Source organism: Mesorhizobium bavaricum (assembly GCF_056781655.1).
In genome coordinates, this window is the sequence record NZ_CM165566.1 from 4,465,625 (window position 1) to 4,486,521 (window position 20,897).

Here is a 20,897-nt window from a genome sequence, read left to right on the forward strand (position 1 = left end):
CTGTGAGCCTGGACGGTGCGACGGGCACAAAACGAAATAAGGGCCCACATGGGCCCTTATTTCTCTCAGATAACTTGGTTTTGGCGAACGAAGTGTCGGTCGCGAATAATCCGACCAGCCTTTACAACGGCGAAGGGCGCAACTACCGCTTCAAACTCAACGATCGCCTGCGACGAAACGTCGGCGTTGTCAGCGACCCATCCACCCGGACTTCCGTCCGGGTTGGCATGTCTATGGGCCCCGATCTCGACGCCGTTCTCAAGAACAAAAGTCAAGGGTACAGATTTTTCCATGTCTTCGCCTCACGGGTTAAGATCTAGAAATAATCATAGCACCGTTACTGACGCCGGGAAAGAAAATATGAACTATATTTCCACTTTCTAAGTAAATAAGTAGCAACATCAAGCATCCTGGGACGGCCAAAAGCAACGTATGGCGAATGATTCCGAAAAAGCGGCGAGCCTGCCTTGCCTCATCGGCCTTTTGCTGTAGGCTTTGCACTATTACGCGGAGTTCGGCATCTTCGACGTGCCCCTCCTCAGCCCTGAACACTTTAACGGCTTCCTTGTAGGTATCTTCAAAATCGATCTGGTTGAATTGAAAAAGCTCCTCGAAATAGTAAACAGCAAATACAATAAGAAAATAAAGGGCAAACGCTGCCAAGATGGTGGAGAACGGAGCGAAAAGGTTTTGTGGGACTGCTATATCCGTCCCGGGCCACTTATCAATTCGAATATTGTATCGGCTTATGCCAATCGAAATTAGTCCGACAAATGTACCATTTTGAGCAAATCGTATCGCCTGCTCACTTGGTCTGAAATACGGACTAAGCGGGTTCTCGGGCATCAACGCGTGATCCTCTGCCCATTCTTGGTGTACGCTTTCCGCTCGGTTATTACAGCGTATTCGTCCCGGACTTCTGCGCTTATCAGGTAGTAAAAACCTCGGTTCGCCGCGGGGCATCGTAGTCGTCTTACGGGAAGGGCGCGGAGTTCATCCGCATGGTAATTCTTTTCTAGCCCGCCGTGTACCCTGACGAGGTAGATATCCACCGCCACAGTGGTCAGGACTGTGCCGACCTCGATAGCTGGGATTACCAGAACAAACTCACCATCAGAAAACGTCATTTAGCGATTCCCCGAACCCAACAGTCTTGTGCGTTATTCCGCCAGCCTAGTCAACTTAGGATGATGTTGCTAGGCACTCTCCCGCCGATCAGCAAAAGGTTCAAGTTGATCAGTTAAAATTCTCAAGTCGCAAGCAAGTCTAGCTACTGGATCTCCAATACGGCGAGCCAGTGAATGGTTCAGGCTCGAACGATCGCTGCGCGTTTTTGCTTAGTCTGATTCTGCTGAACGCCACAGTGTTATTGGCAGTGCAAAAATGCCGTCGCAAGATTGTTTAGCCTACAGACAGGCGGTATTGAACGTGCGCCGTTTAACGTTACTCTGACGCGAGGGCCGAGCTAAGCTCGTGATTGAAAGCGCACATGGATGAACAAGACATCGCGCCAATCGCCTGATCCAACCATTTGCAACTGAAGTCCCTTGGGCGGATCATCTTACCGCCATGACGCTAGGGATCTCACGATCTATTTGGAGGTCATCGACGCATGCGCCGATAGTGCCAGCGAAGAAGAGATGGTGCAGCACATGTTGGGTATCGATCCCGGCGTTCCTTATCCAGGGCGTCGTCTGGTGATCACGGTCGACCGGGTATGCCGGTGGTTTTTCCTGTTGGGGAGGAATCGCCGCCACGGTATCGGCGCCGCCAGTCGTTTGATGATCGACCCGAGTTGCGCCGGAATCAGAACCCGGCGCCATCAATTATTTAGTAGTATCTTATTGTCTATAATGAAGTCATTTCCAAGTTTCTGTTTAAACGCATTTAAGGAATTGTGAGGAACGATAGCGACTGCGCTGTCGCTGCCAATGTCGAATTTCGTTCCGCTTGGAGGTACAATGATGGTCTTAAATTCAGGTCCGGGCAATGTTTTCATGATAGTATTGCCAGACGGGCCGCCAATAAATATAGATGCTGCGTCAGCATATCCCTTTTTGTAGCCAAGTTTGTATGCGTCTTCGAGCGGGTCTGCCATGGTCTGGCAAGAGCTGCTGATCGAAAGGAAGACCGCTACTGATATGACGTTCCTAATCATGGTGTTGATCCCCTTCGTGAAGTCTCTTTAAACTCTGTTTCATGGACTCCTGGAAATCAGGTGACTCGAATGTGCCATCTGGAAGAGATGCGGCTTGAGCGCCGCGGCCGAGAAAGACTGGAGCATCGAAAACTTGGATGGCGTCGCTCGCGAGGTAAACGACGCCACCGATAAGTACCGCACCCACGATCGCGACGATAATTCCCGGTGAACTGGACGACAGCGCCCACTTCATGCCGCCAATCGTTGCGTCACTTGTCGTTGCTACGCTGTCAACACGAGCAAGGACGAAGACCGCTCCCAAAAGAGATAAAACTGTACCGGCGATAAGAGCGAGGAATTGAGTGTAGGCCCTCATGTAGAGGGCAGAAATCGCGCGCTTGTTGCGCATACCTAGTCCGTCATGTTCAAGCCCAAGCAACACTGTGTCATTGTTAACGGGTGACGTCGACAAAATCTTACTGAAATCCATCTCTGATTTATAGGCTTGCGACGCTTCGACCATTCTGTCGAGGTACCAGAAGCCAAGTCCGATCATTCCGATTAGAGCTATGGCGCAAAGGCCACCGAACCATTTGACGGTGTTGACCTTAAACCGGAAGTCTTCTCTTGTTCGCAATGCCAAAATTGCTTGGCTTTGTACCGGGACTCCCGTGCCTATAGATGTGGTTGCTGATGTCGCGCCGATACCGTCGACGCCAGAATTGTCACCAGCGCCGGTCCTGCGAAGATCGGCCTGTACAGTATCAATATTTTCCGTAGCGTCTGCTGTCGAACTCCCCTCGCCAGGATCCTGAATCTTTGGAGAGGCCGGATTTTGGATGTCCGTTTCAGCCATTGCCACCCCCGAGTCAGAAATGATTGACAGATTAAGTGTGCATTCGGTTCAGCATAGAGATTTCTATCAAGGTCACAATGGAGATTTTGAATGCACCCCGATCGTTTCCATCGGGTTGCCGTAGCAATACACCGGCAATCGCCTCCATCCTACGGAAAAGCCCGTTGAGCCGCTGCGGCGGCAAGGCGTTCTGCCCTGAGGGTGGCTTGGTACTCGACCCGTTTTGCGTGTCGGGTTCCACGCTTGTTGCTGCGCAGGACTGCGGCCGCAACTGGCTGGGCATCGAGTTGGATCCCGCCATGCCGAAACGGCATCTCGGCGGCTAGAGCGCTAGCGCGAGGAAGGCAGCGACACCGAGATTTCGCTGGCCGAGAACGACCAGCGCGAGCCGATGCATCCGGTGGACGAGGTCATTGCCTACCGTCCCGGTATCGAACCGGCCGAGGCCAGGCGAGGGCGCCCCTGGCCCGCCCCTCGCGCTCCCCGCCCGGCCAGATGAGCTTCGGAAGGCTTTCAGCTAATGCACGGTGTCAGTATTCGGCCTAATCCCGGTTTGCACATATTCGACGAATTGGAGCGCCGCCAGAAAGGTCTTGGCGCTCCGCACGTATTCCTCGTCGCTTTTCACCTCATCGAGTGCCGTCATCACGACATCCAACGTCGTGGCAGACGGCGGTGCCGGCAGGCTTTTTACCTGCCGGAGTATCGCGGCTCTGGCTTCATCCCGGGTCATTGCCACACTCCAAGAGGCTAGGGCTTGGGTCTGCTTCTTGTTCTTAGATCCAGCCAGTCCGAGCGCGCTCGATTTTATGAGACGGCTAATCTATAAAGAAGGCCGAAAACCTTTCAGTTCCGGCCCTCAGCGCACCAAGACTGCCATTCTTCAGAAGAAAATGCCAAAGTAAAGTCTAGCTGCGACAATTATTTTACGCCGATATTGTTACGGATCAAGCGCGCGACCTTGCCGTGCGGATGCTTGCGGCCGTAATATGGGCGCCGACTAGCGCCGTGGTGCATTTTGCGGATCTGATTGGGATTGTGCCCGCGGTGGAGCAAAAGCGCGGTCAGGTAGAGTTCGATCGCGTGGATGGCAGACAGTCTGAACGGCGCTCGAGTAAGCGGCTTGCCAGATCGGCCAATAGACAGGCTGGTTCGCTGTCTGGACCGGCTCGACTACAAGGTCGACGTGGTGGTTGGGGGAGGGGCATTTTCCTGTCGCTCGGCGACATATCGGCGCATCCGGTCGGTTGATGATCGACCCGAGTTGCGCCGGCATCAGAACGCCGGCGACCAGCAAGCCGGCCACGATTCGCAACATATTGCTGCCCCAAGCGCCGTTTGTGTCGGCCCTGCACGCTGCTAGGCACCTATTTTGCAAAATAAGCAGAAATCCGCCGATCCGCCTTGGTCTGCCAATTGTCGTCAATGCTCAGGAAGCCATCGGTCGGGCTTGGGGATGCGGCGACGCCCGCCCGCTGCAGTTCGGCCGACTTCTCTGCCTCAGCTGCACGGAAGCGGTAATGATCGAATACGTCGAGGACATGCGTTGCATACGCTTGGGCAAGTGCGGGATCGCGCTGCACGATTACCAGGTTTTCGTCGTTGGAGTAGGAGGCCTTATAACCCAGATTGTGGCTGCCAAATGCGACCACGCAATTCACCGGGTCAAGCGGGTCTATCACCAGGATCTTGTCGTGGATAATCGCTTTGCCCGCGCTCAAAATCTCCTTGTTGACGAAATTGCCGAGTTCGCGGCCGATATCCTTGTCAGTGAGCGCGGTCGCGCGCACGACATTGACGCCGCCCTGCTGGATGATGAACGGCGAACTCGGCACCAAGGGCTCGCCATCTGGGCCGGTGCCTGAGGGCTGATAGCCCCAGGCCAGCGGATCGGACACCGCACCGACCACCTCCAGGCTGGTATCCGCCAGGCCGAGGTCGATCGCCTGCGAGATGATCGAGTGTACTCCGCCCTTGGACGGCAAGAACACCGCAAACAAAATCATGCGGTGCGCACGGCGCATCAGCGAGAAGAGACGGTCCATGTCCGGTGGAGGCGGCAGTTGACGCTTGGCGCGCGCCGAAGGCGGCTGTTCGGCGCCCGGAACGTTCGGCGAGAACCAACATTCAAATGCAGCGCCGTTGGCGAGATTTCCGGTCACCGGAGTGCGGTCGGCGTCCTTTACGATATCGCCCTGGTCCGCGCCGGTGTTGGCATCCCCCGTTTGCGCGGGCTGCGGCAAGGGGTGATCGAACAGCCGTTGCCAGTAGTCGAGGTAGGCGCGCGCCACGTTCGTGTCTTCGATGACGATGCAATTGTTGCTCTGGCCGGAGATGCCACTCCACGTCCAGTTGGTCGAGCCGGTGAGCACGGCTTGGGGTGTTCCCTGGTCATCCGACCAGACGACGAATTTGTTGTGGCCGATGTGGCCGCTGCCGTTGAACAGCCGGTCCTGCATACGGAAAGTCGCTCCAGGCGCATCCGCTATCGCGCGCAACGTCGCGCGAGCTGCTTTGTTTCTTGTATCGTAGTCGGTGTGAATGACCTTCTTGGTAATCTTGTCCTTGGTGTCGCTGGACCCTGCATCGGACAGGATGAGCTGCATCCGGGGTGCCGCCGCGACAAGGAGGTCGAGTAACTGCCGATCCTCAAGCTCGTAGAGGGCGGCATGAAATTGCCCGCCTGCTCGGCTCAGGAACTCGGTTATCGTCGTCGGGACGTCGCCGGCCAGGTAGCGTCGCAGGGCGTCATTTGGATCGCGCAGACGAACTTCAAGTTCGTTGCGCCCAACTTTGCCATCATTCTCTTCGAGCATGCGGATCAGGAACTGGCTCGATAGAATGCCGTTGGTGAAGGTGGAGACGAACGGTCCCAAGCGGCGGCTAGCCTCAACAATGTTGGTGAATGCCGCAGGAGCCAGATAGCCGAGCCGGACAGGTGCGCCCTGATAATGATGCTCGACGCGCTGTTTGGTTTTTGCATCCCAATGGCTTTCGGGGACGGGCACTACTTCCTCGAGGCCATCGCGCAAGCGACCTACCGGGCGGATACGGTATCGTAGCCGCTCATTTTCGGGCCGGAGACCCAACTTGTCACGGTGTCGCCGCAGCGTGAGGTCGCGCCAGTTGAACTTCTGTACGGGCCAAACAGTCGTGTTCTGCGCCTGCCAGTCCGTGTTCGACTGCCCTTCAAAGGCGACATAAGCGGCAAGCGGGCGTTCGGCGGTTACCAGACCAGTGCCATCGAGATATTCCCGAACAATGTGGAAGCCAAGACAATCAGGAATCGGGTCGGGGTTGGTTTGCCACGCAAGAAACGCAACTTCATTGTTGACGATTGCAGTTGCCTTGACGATCTGCACCATCTCATCCCCCTAGAAGAACAAAGACCAGCCGGCCCGATTTTATGAGACGGCTAATCTATAAAGAAGGCCGAAAACCTTTAAAGTTCCGGCCTTCAGCGCACCAAGAGTGTTATTCTTCAGAATAAACCGCCAAAGTAAAGTCTAGCTGCGACAATTATTTTACGCTGATATTGTTAGGGATCGAGCGCGCGACCTTGCCGTGCGGATGCTTGCGGCCGTAATATGGGCGCCGACTGGCGCCAGGAGCGTCGTACGGACATATGGGAGCGGACGATGCCAAATAGGCTTGTCATGATCATTCGGCACGCCGAGAAGCCGGTTCCGGAGGGCACCGATTATGGAGTGACAGAACAGGGCGAGGTTGATCCCGCATCATTGACCGTGCGTGGTTGGCAACGCGCGGGTGGGCTTTGCTCACTCTTTTCTGGGCCGCCTGCGCCTATGGAAAAACCGGCATCGATTGTTGCGTCGGGCACGATCAAAAAAGATGGTTCGGGAACCCGGAGCAAACGGCCCAGCCAAACAATCTCACCACTTGCAAGACGCCTCGGTCTTCAACCTGATGTCACATATTCAAAGGGCCAAGAGGCGCTGGCGGCAGAAGCCATCCGCACAGCCCCAACACCTGTGTTGGTGAGCTGGCAGCACGAATTGATTCCGAGCCTGGCAGCTGCCCTCGTCGGTGGCGCGGGTATCGCCCCGGAATCTTGGCCGGACGAGGATTTCGACAGCATCTGGGTGCTCCAGAGCGATGGCGCAGATGTTTGGTCATTCTCGCGTCAGAGCCAAGGGCTTCTCGACGGTGATGGGGTATCGTTCTGACACAGATGGCTTGAAGGGCCGCGACCCAGTTCCGATGCCGTCAAATCGCGGTTGCAGTGCCGCCTTTAGGACGCGCCTGGCAGCTCCCGCACGATCCAATCCAGCAGATCTGGGTCAACCTGGTCCTCGCCGGTGAAATCTCGGATCATTTGGGCGGCGTATTCCCGGGACTGGTTTTCCGGGATTTCCCCTTCGGTGATCGCACGGCGGATGGCGCTTCGCAGGATTTCGCAATCGAATGCAGACACCTTGGCGCGTGACATTGTCAGGCTCCCGGACATAGGCGGAAGCTAACCTCCGCAATGCCTCGTTCGGTACGGGCGACTTGGGGATCATACGCCTTACTGCGCATTTCGCGAGTCGAACGAATGTGGGTCCGTCACCCCGACCATCGCCCGTCATCACGGGAATGATTGTGAGGGCAAACCCGGCCATCACACTCGGTGCCATGCGGTTGGCGGTGGCCTTTTCCGCTGCTGGTCCGCCCGGAGCTAATGACGTTCCCTTCTAGCCGGCGCAGCCGTCTTGTCCCGATCCTGCCCGCTCCATTCGCTGCGCTCCCGTGTTGGGGACAAGCCCGCTTTGAGCGCCGTCTCCTTTGGAACCGTCCTCCGGGACAGAAACCATCAACCAAAGGAAAAGACCATGACCAACAACCGCAACACCAAGTCCGAGGCGAAATCGCCGCTCTACCAAGCCTACACCGTGCGTGACGGCAAGGAAGGCCAGAAGGGCTTCTGGATCCGCATCGGCTCCTTCTTCGCTCACGACGACGGCGAGGGCGGAACGCTCCTCCTCGACGCACTGCCCATCGATGGGCGGGTCGTCCTCCGCACCCCTAAGGCTGACGAATAGGAGGCCGCCATGCAGATCTTGACACAAGAGCTGCGGGAGAAGCTGCTGGCGAATGGTCGCCAGCAGCAACCTCTCCGAGGCACCGAACGCGAAATCGACTTCGTCCCCGTGGTCAAACTGTTCACACCGGATGCCGGCGCGACCTGGCTCCTGACCGAAATCGATCCGGATGACCCGGACCTCGCATTCGGCCTTTGTGACCTTGGGCTTGGCTGCCCGGAGATAGGTAGTCTGAGCCTCTCGGAGCTCACTGCCGTTCGTGGCCGCCTGGGCTTGCCGGTCGAGCGTGACCTGCACTTCAGGCCGGACAAATCCCTGTCGGCCTATGCCAGCGAGGCTCAGCGCCTCGGCCGCATCCGGGCGTAACATCCGTCGCGGTGCTCAACGCCATCCTCCCGGGTGGCGTTGAGTGCCCGAAGGCGGTAGCGGCCAGACCTCAGGCCCTGGCCTTACGTTTCGTCGCAGGTTTCTTGGCTAGAGCAGGCTTCCGTCCCAAGCCTAGCGACTTAGCCAAAGCCGAACGGGTCGCCGAGTAACTCGGCGCAACCATGGGATAGTCCTTCGCCAGACCCCATTTCGCCCGGTATTCATCAGGCGTCAGCCCATGACTGGTCGCAAGATGGCGCTTAAGCGACTTGTATTGCTTCCCGTCCTCAAGGCTAATGATGTAGTCTGGAAACACAGACTTTTTGGGGTTAACTGCCGGCTTGGGCGGGGGGTCTGCTATTGGAGATGGCGGGCTAATATTCGACAACGCCGAATTCACGCTCGCGATCAAATCCGGCAATCCGGACACTGGCACCGCGTTTTTCTGGACATAGGCGGCAACGATATCTGCAGTAAGTTCAATCATATTATTGGTTGGTTCCCCGGGCATCAACGTGCTCCTTCAATCATCACATCCTCATATCCGTCAAAGAGACGATATGCCGCCAACCTATGCCACTCGGATTTTCTCCAATCAAGCCGGATATTTGGCATTTCTGTATGACGCAGGGGCAAAGCGAACTTTCGTTTGGTAACAAAGCGTATCCACGTCTTGCCAGCCTCCCGGTTGGTGCGGGGCCAAAGGATGTTGAAATTTCTTCAATTGACGATAGTGTAGGGGCGTCAAAGGCGGGGTCTGGATTATGCAATGCGAGGTATCACGGAGTATAGATCTTAAATGCCTAATAAAGCTTCTGCTGTGTCGACCCATGTCCCTTGGTCTGACCGTCTAACCGCTTATGACAGAGAGCATCTCACCACCTATTTGAGACTCCTGGACGCGTGGGACGATGAAGCCAGCGTAGAAGAGATGGCGCAGGAAATATTGGGTATCGATCCGTGGGAGGAGCCGGTTCGCGCCCGCGACGCGGTTCGCAGCCATCTCGATCGAGTGGTGTGGCTGCTGACGACGGGATCCAAGGAGCTTTTCAAATCCTAGCCGCAAAGTGCCCATAGAATCGGCCCGAATTCTTTGTCGGTTGATGGGCCAATGCGCTGCCGGCGCGCTCGGATGGAAAGCGGTGAAGCTTGCGCTAACGCCCAGAGCTCTCCGGTAGTTCGCCGATGCATTCCTCGAGCTTCTCCAGGCGGAACTTCGCTACGCGAAGTTCATGGCCGGCTTCGAAACGTCGATGGCGTCCCAAAGGTGCGGTCGTCGTGAGGTCGCGCTCCAGTTCGGCAATGCGCGCGCGCACCTGTCGAGCGTCGTCCTGGCGCAACGCTCTAATCAATCCACGTCCTCGCATTAGTCTTCCTTGCAGCACCCAAAAAGCCATGCGGGTTTACCCGGGGAGACCCTAATTTCCGGCAAGCCGAAACGTTCGAAATTTAACTTCAGCTACTTTAGCGAGGACAAGGTTGCTCTTGGGAAAAACCTCCGGCGAGGAGGGCAGCAAAGGGCTTGGGTATGAAGCGGACCAGCAAAGGTAGCGCCGGCCAAGAGCGCAACTGCGATGGCGGATCGGGCTCCGGGACGGCGGCTGGGGTGTGGATAATGAGCCCTGGCCTATTGCCGATTGCGCCAGCCGGCGCGCACCTTCGCAGCTATGGTGGCGGCTCATGTTGAATTGGCGTTGTTTGAGCAGTCACTCGGCGATCGCGAGGGCATACGTCAACCATTCGGTGATCGCGTGGCTGACGCCGCGCAGAAAACCGCAGGATCGGTTCTGTTCGACGTACGTGTCGACGGCGATATCTGCGTTCAGCGAATGGCTGCGATTGGATATGGCGAAACCGGCACAGCGATAATCGTGATGGAGAAGAGCGGACAGCTCAGATGCGCTTCGATCAACGGGGACACAGCCCTTTTGGTGGCGGAATTGGCTGCTTGGTATGCGTCTCCGCTGAGTGAGCAAGCAAAGGGTGACCACCACGGGACGGCCATGATGCTGCTAGCAGAGCTTCGTAGCTCGGGCCACTTTGTACCGTCCCCAGGCGGCTGAGCGCTGCCTTTTGCGCGGGAGGCATATTCACCGGCAGCACGGCAGCCCTAGGCAAGAAAAAAGGCCCGCGACGACGTCGCGGGCCTTCCGTTCTGATCGGCAGGGATTCGATCAGAACGAGCGCTGGAAGCGGAGGATGCCGCCAACGTTATTTTTCTTGTCGGCTTTGGTCCAGTTGGTGACGCTGTCATCGCCAACGTGCAGGTAGTCGACTTCGGCCGTGACCTTGAAGCCCTTGACGATTTCGTAGGCAATGTTGGCTGCGGCGCCGAAGTTCTTGCCTTCGTCATAGGAGAGCTGAGTGTTGAACGAGGTCTTCTCATTGATGGTATAGGTGCCACCGCCCCAGACTGCCCAGTTACCGCTCCACTGCTTGTAGAAGCCGCGGCCGTGGGCGTCGATAGCGTTGCCCGCGTCGTCCAAGAGGTTGTCGTCGGTGCCGTAGCCGCCCATGATGAACAGTGACAGGTTGTCCATCGGCTTCACGTCCAGGCGAACCTTGCCGGCCACTTCCTCGTAGTTGCTGTCGTAGGCAACGACGCCGCTGATCGCACCCCAGCCCTGCGTGTACTTCACGCCGCCGACGACATGGGGAACATAGCTGTCGATGGTTCCGACGACGCCCGAGCCTTCTTCGAGAGAGACCACGGCCGAGAAGCCGTTGCCGGCGTCCAAGTAATACTGGACGACGTTGGTGTCGAAATCGCCGTAGGGAACGAGCGTATCGTTGATGACGTTGCCGGCATAGCCGATGAACGTATCGAAGGCCGATTCGTCTTTACCGACGCGCAGACCGCCGAGCTGGATCCAGGCGAAGTTCAGCGTAACGCCCTTGTTGAAGGCATAGTTCTGAGGGCTGTCCGGACCCGCATAGGCATTGCGGTTGCCGAAGTTGAAGCGGGTCTCGGTGTAGGTCTTCAAAGTGCCGAGCTCGGTTTCCTGGCCGGTCCAGGTCTTCAGGTCGAAGCGTGCATTCTTCTTCCAGGTGCCCTGGTCGCTCCCGTCCTGCACGTCGTGGGTGCGCGCACCATCGAACGAGCCGACGTCGCCACCGGCGATATCGTAGCGGACATAGCCACCGATGCGCAGGCAAGTCTCGGTGCCGGGGATGTAGAAGTAGCCAGCGCCGTAGACGTCGCAGATCTTGACGTATTCAGCGGGTTCCGGCTCGGCGACGACGACGGCGTCGGCGGCGCGCGCACCGGAAACTGCGATCAGGGCCGCAGCTGAGCCGAGAAGAAGGCTCTTAATGTTCATTTTTGATCTCCACTCAAAGGTTAAAAAAGGGCTGGGGTGTCTTTTCTAAAGACAGGATCCCCTCCCTGGTCCCCACGATCGAAAAAGATGCGCACCGGCGCCGCTTCTTCGCGCTCGACATGGCCGAATTCGCTGCGGTGCACAAATGGAGATTGAGACCGGAAAGCGGTCATTTGGTTGTTTAAGAAGTATTGTTGCCGAAATATCACGAATATGCGCTCAAATTCGGCACGAAGTGCACAAGCGGCACAAACGAAACGTGAGAATGGCAAAAGGTGATTCGAATTATGACTGTATAGCTAAGCAGCGTTACTCAACAACTTGGAAGGTATTACAATTGCTAACTAATCGATTTGAAAATCGGAAAGTCAAACTGAATGGTCGATACTGCGGATCGGTGAAAAGTCGCGTGCAGCCAGCATAACTTCGTGCACCATGTCGTGCTTGAGCAATTCAATGGGAGTGCGACCATCGAGACTGGGCGAAGGGCGGGCCAACCAAAACCACGCCAGCCTTGGATTGGGAATCAGCGACAACACCTCACTGATCCCTAGTGCCGGCCTTCCGTCGACGAACTGGGCCAGCGGAAAGACATGCTTGCGGCCGCCCTTGCGCAAGGCAATGACTTCGTTGCGCCTTTGCCAGCGATGAAGCGTCGAGCGCGGTATGCGGAGCTTCTCTTCCAGATAGGTCGATCCGGCAACTTCGCCCGCCCAGTCCTCGATCACCATCGATTGGAGCTCTGGGGCTCCCCCGACAAACGCAGGCTGGCCGAGACCGGCTGGCGGCGCTGGGCTCTCGGAGGTGCGGTCCGTCCCGGTCGAGCCGTCGCGCGCGATGTTGCCCGCCATCGTGCGGAAGAATTCGGTGGCGAGCGCCGTGAAGTCGCCGTTGAAAGAGCCGATCGCGAGCCGCTGTGCCTGCGGCAAGAAGGGCAGGGCGGCGACCAGACTCCCGGCAATCGCGCTGGCGGAAATGAGCGCCTCGGCGTCCAGCAGGACACCATGCTGCGACAATGCCTGTAGCACCGCCTCGGACACCAGGCTTGCCAGGGCCTCTTGTGAAATCCCGTCAGGCGGGTTCTGAAATCTGGTCATGCATCTGTCTGCAGGCCACGCGCGCTCGTCCCTCGCCGCGGCCGGTTGTACGGCGGGAATTGGAACGCGCAACGGCATAAGGTGCAGCGACCCAGCAGGCAGCTGTCTAGCATTTTTACACCCCAACTGGCTGCCCCGAAATATCAGTCGCGGGACGCCTGAGTTTGCCTGTAGGGGCGCTCTATGACAGATTCACGACAAGCGGCGTTATTTGATACCTTTATAGGGTAACGTACCTTTACTATTGCGATCTTGCTGTCTTAGTGCGCGGCGCAGGGTCGGGCGCGACCGCGGTCCGATCTGTTAAACCGGTCCTCAACGGTGTTTCGGACCATCTGGAGCCGAACGCGATCAATGACATCAGGATGTTTTGACAATGAGAAAGCGAGCTTTGGTGATTGGCGGCTCGGGTTTCGTCGGGGGACATTTGATTCCGGCACTGCTCCACGACAAATATCACGTGAGCGTGCTCAATCGTGGGAACAAAGTCACGGTAGGCGCGGAGCAATTGACCGCGGATCGTACCAACGCCGAACAACTTTTGAGGCTGGCACAACAGGTGCTCGGTTTTGACGTCGTTATCGATACGTCTTCTTATAACGCCGAGAGCACAAGAACCGCATGGGCTGCCTTTTCCGGTGTGACGCAGCGCTGGATTCATCTGAGCAGCGCGGCCGTCTACAAAGAGACACCGGGTAGATTCCCTGCGGAGAGCGATCCTATCGGCGGAGCCGCAATATGGGCGGACTATGGGGTTGAAAAGGCCGCCGCTGACGCATTTCTCATCGAGAAGGCCGAACATCTTCCGGTAACAATATTTCGGCCCCCTTATCTGTATGGGCCAGGCAATGACAACGACCGGGAATCTTTCGTGTGGGCACGCTGCCTGCAGCGCCAGCCGGTCATAATCCCTGGAAATGGCGATACGCCAATCCAGTTTCTCCATGCCGGGGATCTAGCCGATATCATGGTCCACGCTGCGGCTTCCGAAGCGATTGGCGCGCAGATATTCAATGTCGCAAGCGAGGAGCGCGTGGGTTTGAGGGAGTGGGTCAGCCTAGTTGCCAGCGCTGCCGGTTTCGCTGATCCCGGTATTCTCGCCATAGATCAAGCTGATGATTTCGTGCCGCGTCAGTATTTCCCATTCCGCGATTATCCCTGTTGCGTCGATGTCGAGCTCTTGGCAAACAGCTTTGAATGGCGCCCGCGATTTTCCCTACTCGAGGGATTTCGTCAGACATTTGAAACACAAGATGTCCAACATCTGAAGAGTAAGGCTCTCGATACCGAGGTCGAGAAGGCGATTCTTGCCCGGATCCGCGTCAGAGGTTTCGACCTTGTTCGATCGGGCCCTCGCGGAGCGAACTAAGTCGTCCGTCAATCCAGAAACGACGTACTGATCCCGATACGGCGCCCTTCGCCGGGGGCTGTCGGTCCCGCATCCCGCCTGGCGGCGGCGCTATGCTGATGCTCCTACGGCCGCCCTGTTGAACCGGTCTCAGGGCAACGAACTTTCTCCAGCACCGAACTGACTTGGTCCCGCTGGCGGACATTTCGGTGCTTCCGCCTTGTGCGCCCTTCTATGTTGGGGCCGCCTTAGCGGCACGGCTACGCCGATATGGATGTGCCTGGTGGCACGTTTCCTCTGTACTGGGGAAAGAGGCGCGCGGCCCTCTCTCCCAGCAAGCCGCCGCGGGCGGTATCCCCCATCTTCCTGCGCTACGCTCCGTGCAGACCGGGGACACCCCTCCGCCCCCGGGGCTTGCCCCCTCTCTCCCCGCTGCTCGCCGCGAGGCAGGGGTTCAGGATGGCCTGAACCCGCTGGGGAAAGGGCTGTCCTGAAACGACAATCAAAGGAGCAAGACCATGAATACCGCTGAAATCACCATTCCGCTCGGCAAGCTGGTGCCGAGCAAAGCCAACGTCCGCCGCGTTAATTCCGAGGCGGGCAGGGCCGAATTGGCCGCCAGTATCGAGGCTCATGGCCTCATCCATAACCTTGTGACCCGCAAGGCACCGAAGGGAGCCAACAAGTTCGAGGTTGTCGCCGGAGGGCGGCGTCTGGGGGCGTTGCGTTTGCTGCTGGAGGAAGGCCGCACCGTGCAGGGCGTAGCCGTGACCAAGGATTTTCCGGTGAGGGCCATCCTGCGCGAGGAGGGCAGCGACACAGAGATTTCGCTTGCTGAAAACGACCAAAGGCAGGCTATGCACACCGTGGACGAGGTCGTCGCCTACCGCGACCTTGTCGAACAGGGGATGGCCGCCGAGGACATAGCCGCCCGCTTCGGCAAATCCGTGGTCACAGTGCGCCAGCGGCTGAAACTGGCCAGCCTGTCGCCACGCATCCTTGACGTCATGCGCGCTGACGAAGTGACGCTAGAGCAGGCCAAGGCCCTTGCCGTCAGCGATGACCACACCGCTCAGGAAGCGGCTTGGTTTGAGCATGACGGATGGAGCCGCAACCCGGCCAACATCCGCTCGTTCCTGACCAGCGCCCATGTGCGGGGCAACGACCGGCTGGCCCGCTATGTCGGCATCGAGGCCTATGAAGGGGCAGGGGGCGGGGTGCTGCGCGACCTGTTTGACGAGGACGGACAGACGTTCCTGACCGACCGACCCTTGCTGGTGAAGCTTGCCAGTGACCGGCTGGAGACGGTGGCCGATGAGATACGCCCGCAGGGCTGGAAATGGGTGGAAATCAGCCTCGACAACACGTTCATCCACAGCAACGGGTTCGGACGCATCCATGCGGTGCGGCGCGACCCGACCGAAGCCGAACAGGCTGAACTGGCGGCGCTGGGCTTGGAGTACGACAAACTGGTTGAGGCCGTTGATGCGTATGCCGAAGGCGACCCGCAAATCGAAGCCGACGAGGCCAAGTTGCAGGCGCTGGAAAGCCGCCTCGAGGCCATCCAGAACGCGGCGGAAGCGTTTGAGCCAAGGGAAATGGCGCTGGCGGGCTGTGTCGTGGGTATCTCTCACGGCGGCACGTTGCAGGTCACGACGGGACTGGTGAAGGCCGAAGACCGCAAGGCACTCGCTGCGTTGCAGAGCGGCGGCGAAGATGAGGGCCAGAACGAAGGCGACGAGGCCAGCGAAGCCGGGGAGAAGGAAAGCCCCGACGAGGAAGCCGTGGGCATGTCGGCAGCCCTGACCGAGGAGTTGATGGCCATTCGCACGGCAGCGCTACGCGTCGAGCTCTCAAACCGTCCCGATGTTGCGCTGGTTGGCATCGTGCATGCGCTGGTGAGCCGAGTGTTCTATGACTACCATGGCCGTATTGAGCCAGCCGTGGAGGTCACCGGTCAGCGCCGAAACCTTGCGCCCTCCATCAAGGAGCCGGATGCCTGCCGTGCTTTGTCGGGCTGGAATGAGGTGATTGAAGGGTGGAGCCACCGCTTGCCCGGAAACCCTGTCGACCTGTGGGCTTGGCTGGTGGCGCAACCGCAAGACACGTTGCTTGATCTGTTGGCAGTGGTCACTGCCGCCAATCTCAACGCCGTGGTGGCCCGCCACGAAAGCGGCAAGGAACGCATAGCCCAAGCCGACCTGATGGCAGAGGCGGTCGGGTTGGACATGGGCCTGTGGTGGACACCGGAAGCGGCGTTCCTCTCGCGGCTGTCAAAAGCCGACATCGCTAATGTGATGCGCGAGGCCGGGTGCCCGGAAGATGCCGCGAAAGCGGTCGAACGCGGCCCCAAACCCGAAGGCGTCTTGCAGGCCGAGAAGGAACTGGACGGCAAAGGCTGGCTCCCCGCACCGCTGCGGATGCCGGTCAGGCCCGATGCCGAAAGTCCTGATGAGATGGCGATCGCCGCCGAATAAAGGCGTTATACTCAGCCCGGGGCAGCGATGCCCCGGGTTTTTTGCGTCCGCGAATGCCCTCAAGCCGGTATCGAACCGGTTGAGGCCAGGCGAGGGCGCCCCTGGCCCGCCCCTCGCGCTCCCCGCCCACCCCTCAAGTTCCCTGTACTCCAGCTGGCTTTCAAGGCAGTTGCCGACTGTACTGGCTCTCTGATGACGTGTGCCCGGTCGGTTGCAAGTTGGTCGGTAGGGAAAGTCCGCTCAGTCGCCACCTACATGGCTTTCTGGCCTGCCTTTACACCGGCCACCAAGTGGCGAATGCTATCGCGAAAACGGTCACCACGATCCAGAATATACAAATCTGGTCTCCGTTTCGGCCAGATTCCCCATCTTCGAACAAGTCGGCACCTCCCATGTCTCCAAGTGTAAGCATTCCATACCACAACAGGAACACTATCAAGCTGCTCGCGAGCGAGGAGAGTGACATGGGTCGGTTCAGTCTCCGCTAGAAAACTCTCTGGACACAAGATTGGAGTCGGTAACGCGTATCCACGGCTTCCCGGGTACGCGACCAGGCTTGAGCGGTCGCGGTATCGCTTTCACCACAGCGTGGACATGGCTTTGTGCCGCGACTGACACGCTACGGACGATCTTTGAGCCGGTCATCTCTTCGACTTTGAAACGTTCCATCGACCTGCTTTCTCGCGCCGACCATTAGCAAAATCCGAAACGAATGGAACTGCCCTGGACCGCACCTTCGTGAGCGATTGCAAGGCTACGAGCGGGCAAAAGGATCCTGCAGTACTGCTCGCGCGAAAATGGAGCTAAGGTAGATTTGAAAACTTATACTTAACCGTAGTGCCAATGTGGCTTGGGTTCTGTGCCCAAGAACATTACCCCGAGCTTGTCTGCTCGTCGCCACTGAACAACTGACTTATAGCCTATGCCGTCAATCGGGATGTAGAGAAGGAATTCATCCGGAACGCGCGCTTCGATTGACACCTGCAGCTCCGCGCCTTCGGAATGCATGTTTCGGACAGTGCACTTGACTTCCGAATTTGAGATACCTGTCAGAATCGTCGCTCCTTTGAGAACGCGCCGACGCCGCTTTTTTCTCAATTCTTCACCGCCGTGCATAAAACACCCATGAACGAGTAACGTTGGATTGTCTCTGGCGCTTCTTTACTTTTCCGCGACGTGGTCGGCAAGCCAGAAGCCGCTTGTTCACAGAATAAGCAGCAAGCCTCCTTCCAACTTTTCTATGGCCGGCAGGTGTATTGGCGGCCGTTGACCATCTTCATGGAGCCGTAGGTGCCGGGACCGCAGGTGTTGGCAGGGCTGTCCGCCAGTTGCAGGATGGTGGCGTAAACGTTGGTGGCCGAGACGGTGCCGGTGGTGGAGACACCGCCCGCAACGAGCTTGCCACCGTAGTAATACCCGGTGGTGACGCCCGCTTCAGTGATGGAAATGGAGTTGCTGTTGCCATTGGCGATGACCTGGGCGGTGCCGGAGGTGATGCGGTCGCCGGTGGCGACGGTGGAGGAGGTGTCGGCAAGGTTAGCCCAACCCCCGGTGCCGTAGCAGACCTGAAAGGTGGAGCCGTTGTAGCGGATGGCGCCGGAGCGGTTGGTGTCGCAGGTATTGAGCGTGGTGGAGGTTTCCTGCGCGATACGGACGGAGCCGTTGACGTGGAGGGTGGTGGACGGCGCCGTGGTGCTGATACCAACTAGGCCCGTTCCGAGAATACGCATCAGTTCGGTACCGCCTGCCATGAAATAGTGGTTGCGGGTGCTGTTGTAGCTAGTGAAGTAGAGGTTGCCACTGGAGCCGTTGATGCTCGAATAGAGGCCGGCTATGTCGCTGAGGCGAATTATGGGCGATGCGCTCATAATGTTAAGCGAAGTGCTTGGGGTTGTCGTGCCGATGCCGAGGCTGTTGCTGATGTAACCGTTGGTGGCGGAGATCGCACCAGTGGTGCTGACACCTGCGGCCAGGAGGACACCGGCGGTGGAGACTTCGACGACGTTTCCGTCGCCTAAGACCACCTGGTTGGACTTGTTGGGCTGGGCGTTAAAGCCAACGCCGGTGACGTTGCTATAGGTGTTGGATACGCCGGTGTAGACGGCATAGGCACCAAGGGCGGTGACGTTGCTGCCGATGTTGTACCGTCCTGCAAGGTAACCCAGGGTGGCGGCGTTGAGGCCCGTATTGTACTGGCCCGAATAGGACCCTATGACGGTGGAGTTGGAGCCGGTATTGTACTTACCAGCTGTAAGGCCCACCGCCGTAAGGGCGTAGCCGGAGTTTAACTGCCCGGCTTCTTCACCCACAGCTGTTACGAAGGCGCTGGTGTTGTCCTTTGCCGCGAAGTAGCCAATGCCGGTTAGGTGGGTCTGGGTATTGTTTTGCCCCGCAAGGCCACCGACCAAGGTGCTATAGTCCCCGCTGTTATTCTGGCCTGCAGCATAGCCCAAGGCGGTGAGGGCGATGCCGGTGTTGTTTTGGGCAGAGCTCATACCGACCGCAGTGACGTTGGTGCCGGAGTTGCTATATCCGGCGTTGGTGCCCACGGCGGTGACATTCGGCATGCTGTTGGACAAGGCCGCCGCATAACCAACGGCGGTGAGATAGTTGCCGATGTTGTTCTGGCCTGCGGCATAGCCCAAGGCGGTGACCTGGACGCCGGTATTGTTTTTGGCTGCGCCAGAACCGATGCCGACGACGTTGGTGCTGGTGACGATATCCAGCAGGCCTCGGACGTTAAGGTTGCCGCTGGGGCTAATGATGGCGCTGGATGTACCGGAGGTGATGCGGTCGGTGACTGTGCTGATGCCGGTGAGACCGGAGCCGTTACCGACGAAGCTGGTGGCGGAGACGGTTCCGGAGACTTCGAAGTTGGTGGTGGGAGTGATCCCAATACCTACGTTTCCAGAGCCGGATACTAATAAGGCGGTTGTGCCACTGATATTCAAGCGTATCCCGTAGTTGGCGGCGGATTCGATCATACCATAGCTGGGAGACTGGCCTGACAGACCAAGATTGATACCGCGAGAATCAAGGTAAGTACGGGCGCCTGTGCTGGTTTGGAAGATTAGCCCGGCGGTGCCGGTAAAAAGTGCACCACCATCCAGTTGAATATTGCCTCCGACGTGCAAGGTTTGCGAGGGATATGAGACACCGATACCGACCCTGCCAGTGGCACCAATTACCATGCGCTGGGTACCAGAGATGGTGACAGTCACACTGGCGTTCTGGTTGGTGGTGACGCTGGTGGTGCCGGAGGTGATGCGATCAGCGGCGGCGAGATTGGTAAGGCCGGAACCGTCGCCTACGAAGTTGGTGGCGGAGATAGTGCCGGTGATGCTGACGCCCTTGCCGACATAAACGCCGCTGGTGCTTACTTCCACCACGTTGCCGTTGCCCAGCACCACCTGGTTGGATTTGTCGGCAGTATAGACGTTGTAGCCCAGCAGGGTGACATTGCTGAAGGTGTTGGAGTTGCCGGCCCAAGCCCCCAGCGCGGTGACGTTGTTTCCGGTATTGGTCTGCGCGGCGGCATGGCCGACCGCCGTGAGAGCACTCCCGGTATTGGTCTGACCGGCAAAGTCGCCCAGCGCTGCGACATTGCTGGCAGAGTTGAGATTTCCGGCCGACTTGCCGACAACCGTGACATTGCTCCCGGTATTGCTAGACCCGGCACTCTTGCCGAGGGCGACCACATTGGTGCCGGTCACAATTTCCAGTCTCCCGAGCATGGTTACGGTTCCCTCGGGGCCTATAATCGCGGCGCTGGTGCCGCTCACGATGCGATCGGTGGCAACCGTGACGCCGGTGAGGCCGGATCCGTCCCCCACAAACGTGCCTGAAATCGTCGAGCCGCTAATAACCGGCGCATCGGCCGGGCACCCGATGTCGCCCCGACTCGCCTCGCCATAGCAAAGCCGGTTACCGTAGACGCCCATGGTCGCGGAAACGTTGGGGAACTGGCCCCAATCCTGCGCCCACGTCGGCGCGGCCACGACCATAGCGGCTAACATCAGGAAGCAGGAAAGGCGTTTCATGCCGCCAATCTACCGCAACCTGAACCGCTTGGCGTCGCCAGTGACGTCAAATGGGGCAACCGCCGTTGCGGCTTCGCCACTAAAGGGGCATTGTCTCAAGGCGGCGAAGCTGGCGAATTTCGGCTGGTAAGGTTCCAGGTTCTCTTCGTCACTCTCGCCGCAAGGGTTTCAGCGCGACCAGGGCCGGCGACAGCACGGCCCGCAGCAAGCT

At 58.3% G+C, this 20,897-nt stretch carries 22 protein-coding genes; 8 read left to right on the forward strand and 14 right to left on the reverse strand.

The features are described 5' to 3' along the window. Positions 1-65: 65 nt before the first annotated feature. From AC1RZR_RS21905 to AC1RZR_RS21925, 5 genes are all read right to left on the reverse strand, one after another. Positions 66-293 carry a hypothetical protein gene (locus tag AC1RZR_RS21905; RefSeq protein ID WP_475433960.1) on the reverse strand — a complete coding sequence of 76 codons (228 nt, stop codon included), beginning with the start codon at positions 291-293 and terminating at the stop codon, positions 66-68. Positions 294-309: 16 nt separating this feature from the next. After that, positions 310-846, reverse strand: coding sequence for a hypothetical protein (locus AC1RZR_RS21910; RefSeq protein WP_481825952.1), 537 nt, complete (start codon positions 844-846; stop codon positions 310-312). Beyond that, entirely contained in the window at positions 846-1,127 is a 282-nt protein-coding gene (locus AC1RZR_RS21915) for a hypothetical protein (protein ID WP_481825953.1), read from the reverse strand. The genes AC1RZR_RS21910 and AC1RZR_RS21915 overlap by 1 nt, the downstream gene beginning before the upstream one ends. 695 nt (positions 1,128-1,822) lie before the next feature. Continuing rightward, complete coding sequence (locus tag AC1RZR_RS21920; protein ID WP_475433955.1) at positions 1,823-2,158, reverse strand: hypothetical protein; 336 nt, start codon at positions 2,156-2,158, stop codon at positions 1,823-1,825. Then, entirely contained in the window at positions 2,151-2,996 is an 846-nt protein-coding gene (locus AC1RZR_RS21925; RefSeq protein ID WP_475433953.1) for a hypothetical protein, read from the reverse strand. The genes AC1RZR_RS21920 and AC1RZR_RS21925 overlap by 8 nt, the downstream gene beginning before the upstream one ends. Before the next feature lie 77 nt (positions 2,997-3,073). On the opposite strand from AC1RZR_RS21925, the gene AC1RZR_RS21930 reads away from it, so the two are divergent. Beyond that, positions 3,074-3,322, forward strand: a complete 249-nt coding sequence (locus tag AC1RZR_RS21930) for a DNA methyltransferase (RefSeq protein WP_481825954.1) — start codon at positions 3,074-3,076, stop codon at positions 3,320-3,322. Positions 3,323-3,513: 191 nt separating this feature from the next. On the opposite strand, the gene AC1RZR_RS21935 is transcribed toward AC1RZR_RS21930, so the two are convergent. Then, a complete protein-coding gene (locus tag AC1RZR_RS21935) occupies positions 3,514-3,729 on the reverse strand; it encodes a hypothetical protein (RefSeq protein ID WP_475433949.1) in 216 nt (71 codons plus the stop codon). A gap of 634 nt (positions 3,730-4,363) precedes the next feature. Continuing rightward, a complete protein-coding gene (locus tag AC1RZR_RS21940; RefSeq protein ID WP_481825955.1) occupies positions 4,364-6,361 on the reverse strand; it encodes a phospholipase D-like domain-containing protein in 1,998 nt (665 codons plus the stop codon). Between the two features lie 273 nt (positions 6,362-6,634). Between AC1RZR_RS21940 and AC1RZR_RS21945 the strand changes: the two genes are divergently transcribed. Beyond that, a complete protein-coding gene (locus AC1RZR_RS21945) occupies positions 6,635-7,183 on the forward strand; it encodes a hypothetical protein (RefSeq protein ID WP_481825956.1) in 549 nt (182 codons plus the stop codon). A gap of 65 nt (positions 7,184-7,248) precedes the next feature. Here the strand turns inward: AC1RZR_RS21945 and AC1RZR_RS21950 are convergent, their stop codons facing one another. After that, positions 7,249-7,446 (reverse strand): hypothetical protein, encoded by a 198-nt coding sequence (locus AC1RZR_RS21950; protein WP_481825957.1) that lies wholly within the window; start codon positions 7,444-7,446, stop codon positions 7,249-7,251. Between the two features lie 382 nt (positions 7,447-7,828). Between AC1RZR_RS21950 and AC1RZR_RS21955 the strand changes: the two genes are divergently transcribed. Together AC1RZR_RS21955 and AC1RZR_RS21960 are read left to right on the forward strand one after the other, a co-directional pair. Beyond that, complete coding sequence (locus AC1RZR_RS21955; protein WP_063173695.1) at positions 7,829-8,038, forward strand: hypothetical protein; 210 nt, start codon at positions 7,829-7,831, stop codon at positions 8,036-8,038. Positions 8,039-8,047: 9 nt separating this feature from the next. Continuing rightward, positions 8,048-8,404 carry a DUF2958 domain-containing protein gene (locus tag AC1RZR_RS21960; protein ID WP_481825958.1) on the forward strand — a complete coding sequence of 119 codons (357 nt, stop codon included), beginning with the start codon at positions 8,048-8,050 and terminating at the stop codon, positions 8,402-8,404. A gap of 70 nt (positions 8,405-8,474) precedes the next feature. Here the strand turns inward: AC1RZR_RS21960 and AC1RZR_RS21965 are convergent, their stop codons facing one another. Next, a complete protein-coding gene (locus tag AC1RZR_RS21965; RefSeq protein WP_481825959.1) occupies positions 8,475-8,915 on the reverse strand; it encodes a Ros/MucR family transcriptional regulator in 441 nt (146 codons plus the stop codon). 288 nt (positions 8,916-9,203) lie between these two features. Here AC1RZR_RS21965 and AC1RZR_RS21970 point away from each other — a divergent pair, with 288 nt between their 5' ends. Further along, positions 9,204-9,464: a hypothetical protein gene (locus AC1RZR_RS21970; protein ID WP_481825960.1), complete on the forward strand. Its 261-nt coding sequence runs from the start codon at positions 9,204-9,206 to the stop codon at positions 9,462-9,464. A gap of 94 nt (positions 9,465-9,558) precedes the next feature. On the opposite strand, the gene AC1RZR_RS21975 is transcribed toward AC1RZR_RS21970, so the two are convergent. Further along, positions 9,559-9,744: a hypothetical protein gene (locus tag AC1RZR_RS21975; protein ID WP_477249744.1), complete on the reverse strand. Its 186-nt coding sequence runs from the start codon at positions 9,742-9,744 to the stop codon at positions 9,559-9,561. A 327-nt stretch (positions 9,745-10,071) separates the two neighbouring features. Between AC1RZR_RS21975 and AC1RZR_RS21980 the strand changes: the two genes are divergently transcribed. Further along, positions 10,072-10,467 (forward strand): hypothetical protein, encoded by a 396-nt coding sequence (locus AC1RZR_RS21980; protein ID WP_481829094.1) that lies wholly within the window; start codon positions 10,072-10,074, stop codon positions 10,465-10,467. 111 nt (positions 10,468-10,578) lie between these two features. On the opposite strand, the gene AC1RZR_RS21985 is transcribed toward AC1RZR_RS21980, so the two are convergent. Both AC1RZR_RS21985 and AC1RZR_RS21990 read right to left on the reverse strand, forming a co-directional pair. Then, on the reverse strand, positions 10,579-11,724 hold the full coding sequence (locus AC1RZR_RS21985) for a porin (RefSeq protein ID WP_481825961.1): 1,146 nt from the start codon (positions 11,722-11,724) through the stop codon (positions 10,579-10,581). Positions 11,725-12,092: 368 nt separating this feature from the next. After that, positions 12,093-12,764 (reverse strand): antitoxin Xre/MbcA/ParS-like domain-containing protein, encoded by a 672-nt coding sequence (locus AC1RZR_RS21990; RefSeq protein ID WP_481825962.1) that lies wholly within the window; start codon positions 12,762-12,764, stop codon positions 12,093-12,095. A 433-nt stretch (positions 12,765-13,197) separates the two neighbouring features. Between AC1RZR_RS21990 and AC1RZR_RS21995 the strand changes: the two genes are divergently transcribed. Then, entirely contained in the window at positions 13,198-14,190 is a 993-nt protein-coding gene (locus AC1RZR_RS21995) for an NAD-dependent epimerase/dehydratase family protein (protein ID WP_481825963.1), read from the forward strand. Positions 14,191-14,687: 497 nt separating this feature from the next. Then, positions 14,688-16,646: a ParB/RepB/Spo0J family partition protein gene (locus AC1RZR_RS22000; RefSeq protein ID WP_481825964.1), complete on the forward strand. Its 1,959-nt coding sequence runs from the start codon at positions 14,688-14,690 to the stop codon at positions 16,644-16,646. Positions 16,647-17,474: 828 nt separating this feature from the next. Here AC1RZR_RS22000 and AC1RZR_RS22005 read toward each other — a convergent pair. Next, positions 17,475-17,762, reverse strand: a complete 288-nt coding sequence (locus AC1RZR_RS22005; RefSeq protein ID WP_481825965.1) for a PilZ domain-containing protein — start codon at positions 17,760-17,762, stop codon at positions 17,475-17,477. Positions 17,763-17,884: 122 nt separating this feature from the next. Beyond that, positions 17,885-20,686: a beta strand repeat-containing protein gene (locus AC1RZR_RS22010; RefSeq protein WP_481825966.1), complete on the reverse strand. Its 2,802-nt coding sequence runs from the start codon at positions 20,684-20,686 to the stop codon at positions 17,885-17,887. Between the last annotated feature and the right edge of the window lie 211 nt (positions 20,687-20,897).

What these genes read in the sequence shown, in the direction of transcription:
- AC1RZR_RS21905 (WP_475433960.1), bottom strand. Translation starts at nt 293, where the DNA reads ATGGAAAAATCTGTACCCTTGACTTTTGTTCTTGAGAACGGCGTCGAG.
- AC1RZR_RS21910 (WP_481825952.1), bottom strand. Translation starts at nt 846, where the DNA reads ATGCCCGAGAACCCGCTTAGTCCGTATTTCAGACCAAGTGAGCAGGCG.
- AC1RZR_RS21915 (WP_481825953.1), bottom strand. Translation starts at nt 1,127, where the DNA reads ATGACGTTTTCTGATGGTGAGTTTGTTCTGGTAATCCCAGCTATCGAG.
- AC1RZR_RS21920 (WP_475433955.1), bottom strand. Translation starts at nt 2,158, where the DNA reads ATGATTAGGAACGTCATATCAGTAGCGGTCTTCCTTTCGATCAGCAGC.
- AC1RZR_RS21925 (WP_475433953.1), bottom strand. Translation starts at nt 2,996, where the DNA reads ATGGCTGAAACGGACATCCAAAATCCGGCCTCTCCAAAGATTCAGGAT.
- AC1RZR_RS21930 (WP_481825954.1), top strand. Translation starts at nt 3,074, where the DNA reads ATGGAGATTTTGAATGCACCCCGATCGTTTCCATCGGGTTGCCGTAGC.
- AC1RZR_RS21935 (WP_475433949.1), bottom strand. Translation starts at nt 3,729, where the DNA reads ATGACCCGGGATGAAGCCAGAGCCGCGATACTCCGGCAGGTAAAAAGC.
- AC1RZR_RS21940 (WP_481825955.1), bottom strand. Translation starts at nt 6,361, where the DNA reads ATGGTGCAGATCGTCAAGGCAACTGCAATCGTCAACAATGAAGTTGCG.
- AC1RZR_RS21945 (WP_481825956.1), top strand. Translation starts at nt 6,635, where the DNA reads ATGCCAAATAGGCTTGTCATGATCATTCGGCACGCCGAGAAGCCGGTT.
- AC1RZR_RS21950 (WP_481825957.1), bottom strand. Translation starts at nt 7,446, where the DNA reads ATGTCACGCGCCAAGGTGTCTGCATTCGATTGCGAAATCCTGCGAAGC.
- AC1RZR_RS21955 (WP_063173695.1), top strand. Translation starts at nt 7,829, where the DNA reads ATGACCAACAACCGCAACACCAAGTCCGAGGCGAAATCGCCGCTCTAC.
- AC1RZR_RS21960 (WP_481825958.1), top strand. Translation starts at nt 8,048, where the DNA reads ATGCAGATCTTGACACAAGAGCTGCGGGAGAAGCTGCTGGCGAATGGT.
- AC1RZR_RS21965 (WP_481825959.1), bottom strand. Translation starts at nt 8,915, where the DNA reads ATGCCCGGGGAACCAACCAATAATATGATTGAACTTACTGCAGATATC.
- AC1RZR_RS21970 (WP_481825960.1), top strand. Translation starts at nt 9,204, where the DNA reads ATGCCTAATAAAGCTTCTGCTGTGTCGACCCATGTCCCTTGGTCTGAC.
- AC1RZR_RS21980 (WP_481829094.1), top strand. Translation starts at nt 10,072, where the DNA reads ATGGTGGCGGCTCATGTTGAATTGGCGTTGTTTGAGCAGTCACTCGGC.
- AC1RZR_RS21985 (WP_481825961.1), bottom strand. Translation starts at nt 11,724, where the DNA reads ATGAACATTAAGAGCCTTCTTCTCGGCTCAGCTGCGGCCCTGATCGCA.
- AC1RZR_RS21995 (WP_481825963.1), top strand. Translation starts at nt 13,198, where the DNA reads ATGAGAAAGCGAGCTTTGGTGATTGGCGGCTCGGGTTTCGTCGGGGGA.
- AC1RZR_RS22000 (WP_481825964.1), top strand. Translation starts at nt 14,688, where the DNA reads ATGAATACCGCTGAAATCACCATTCCGCTCGGCAAGCTGGTGCCGAGC.
- AC1RZR_RS22005 (WP_481825965.1), bottom strand. Translation starts at nt 17,762, where the DNA reads ATGCACGGCGGTGAAGAATTGAGAAAAAAGCGGCGTCGGCGCGTTCTC.
- AC1RZR_RS22010 (WP_481825966.1), bottom strand. Translation starts at nt 20,686, where the DNA reads ATGAAACGCCTTTCCTGCTTCCTGATGTTAGCCGCTATGGTCGTGGCC.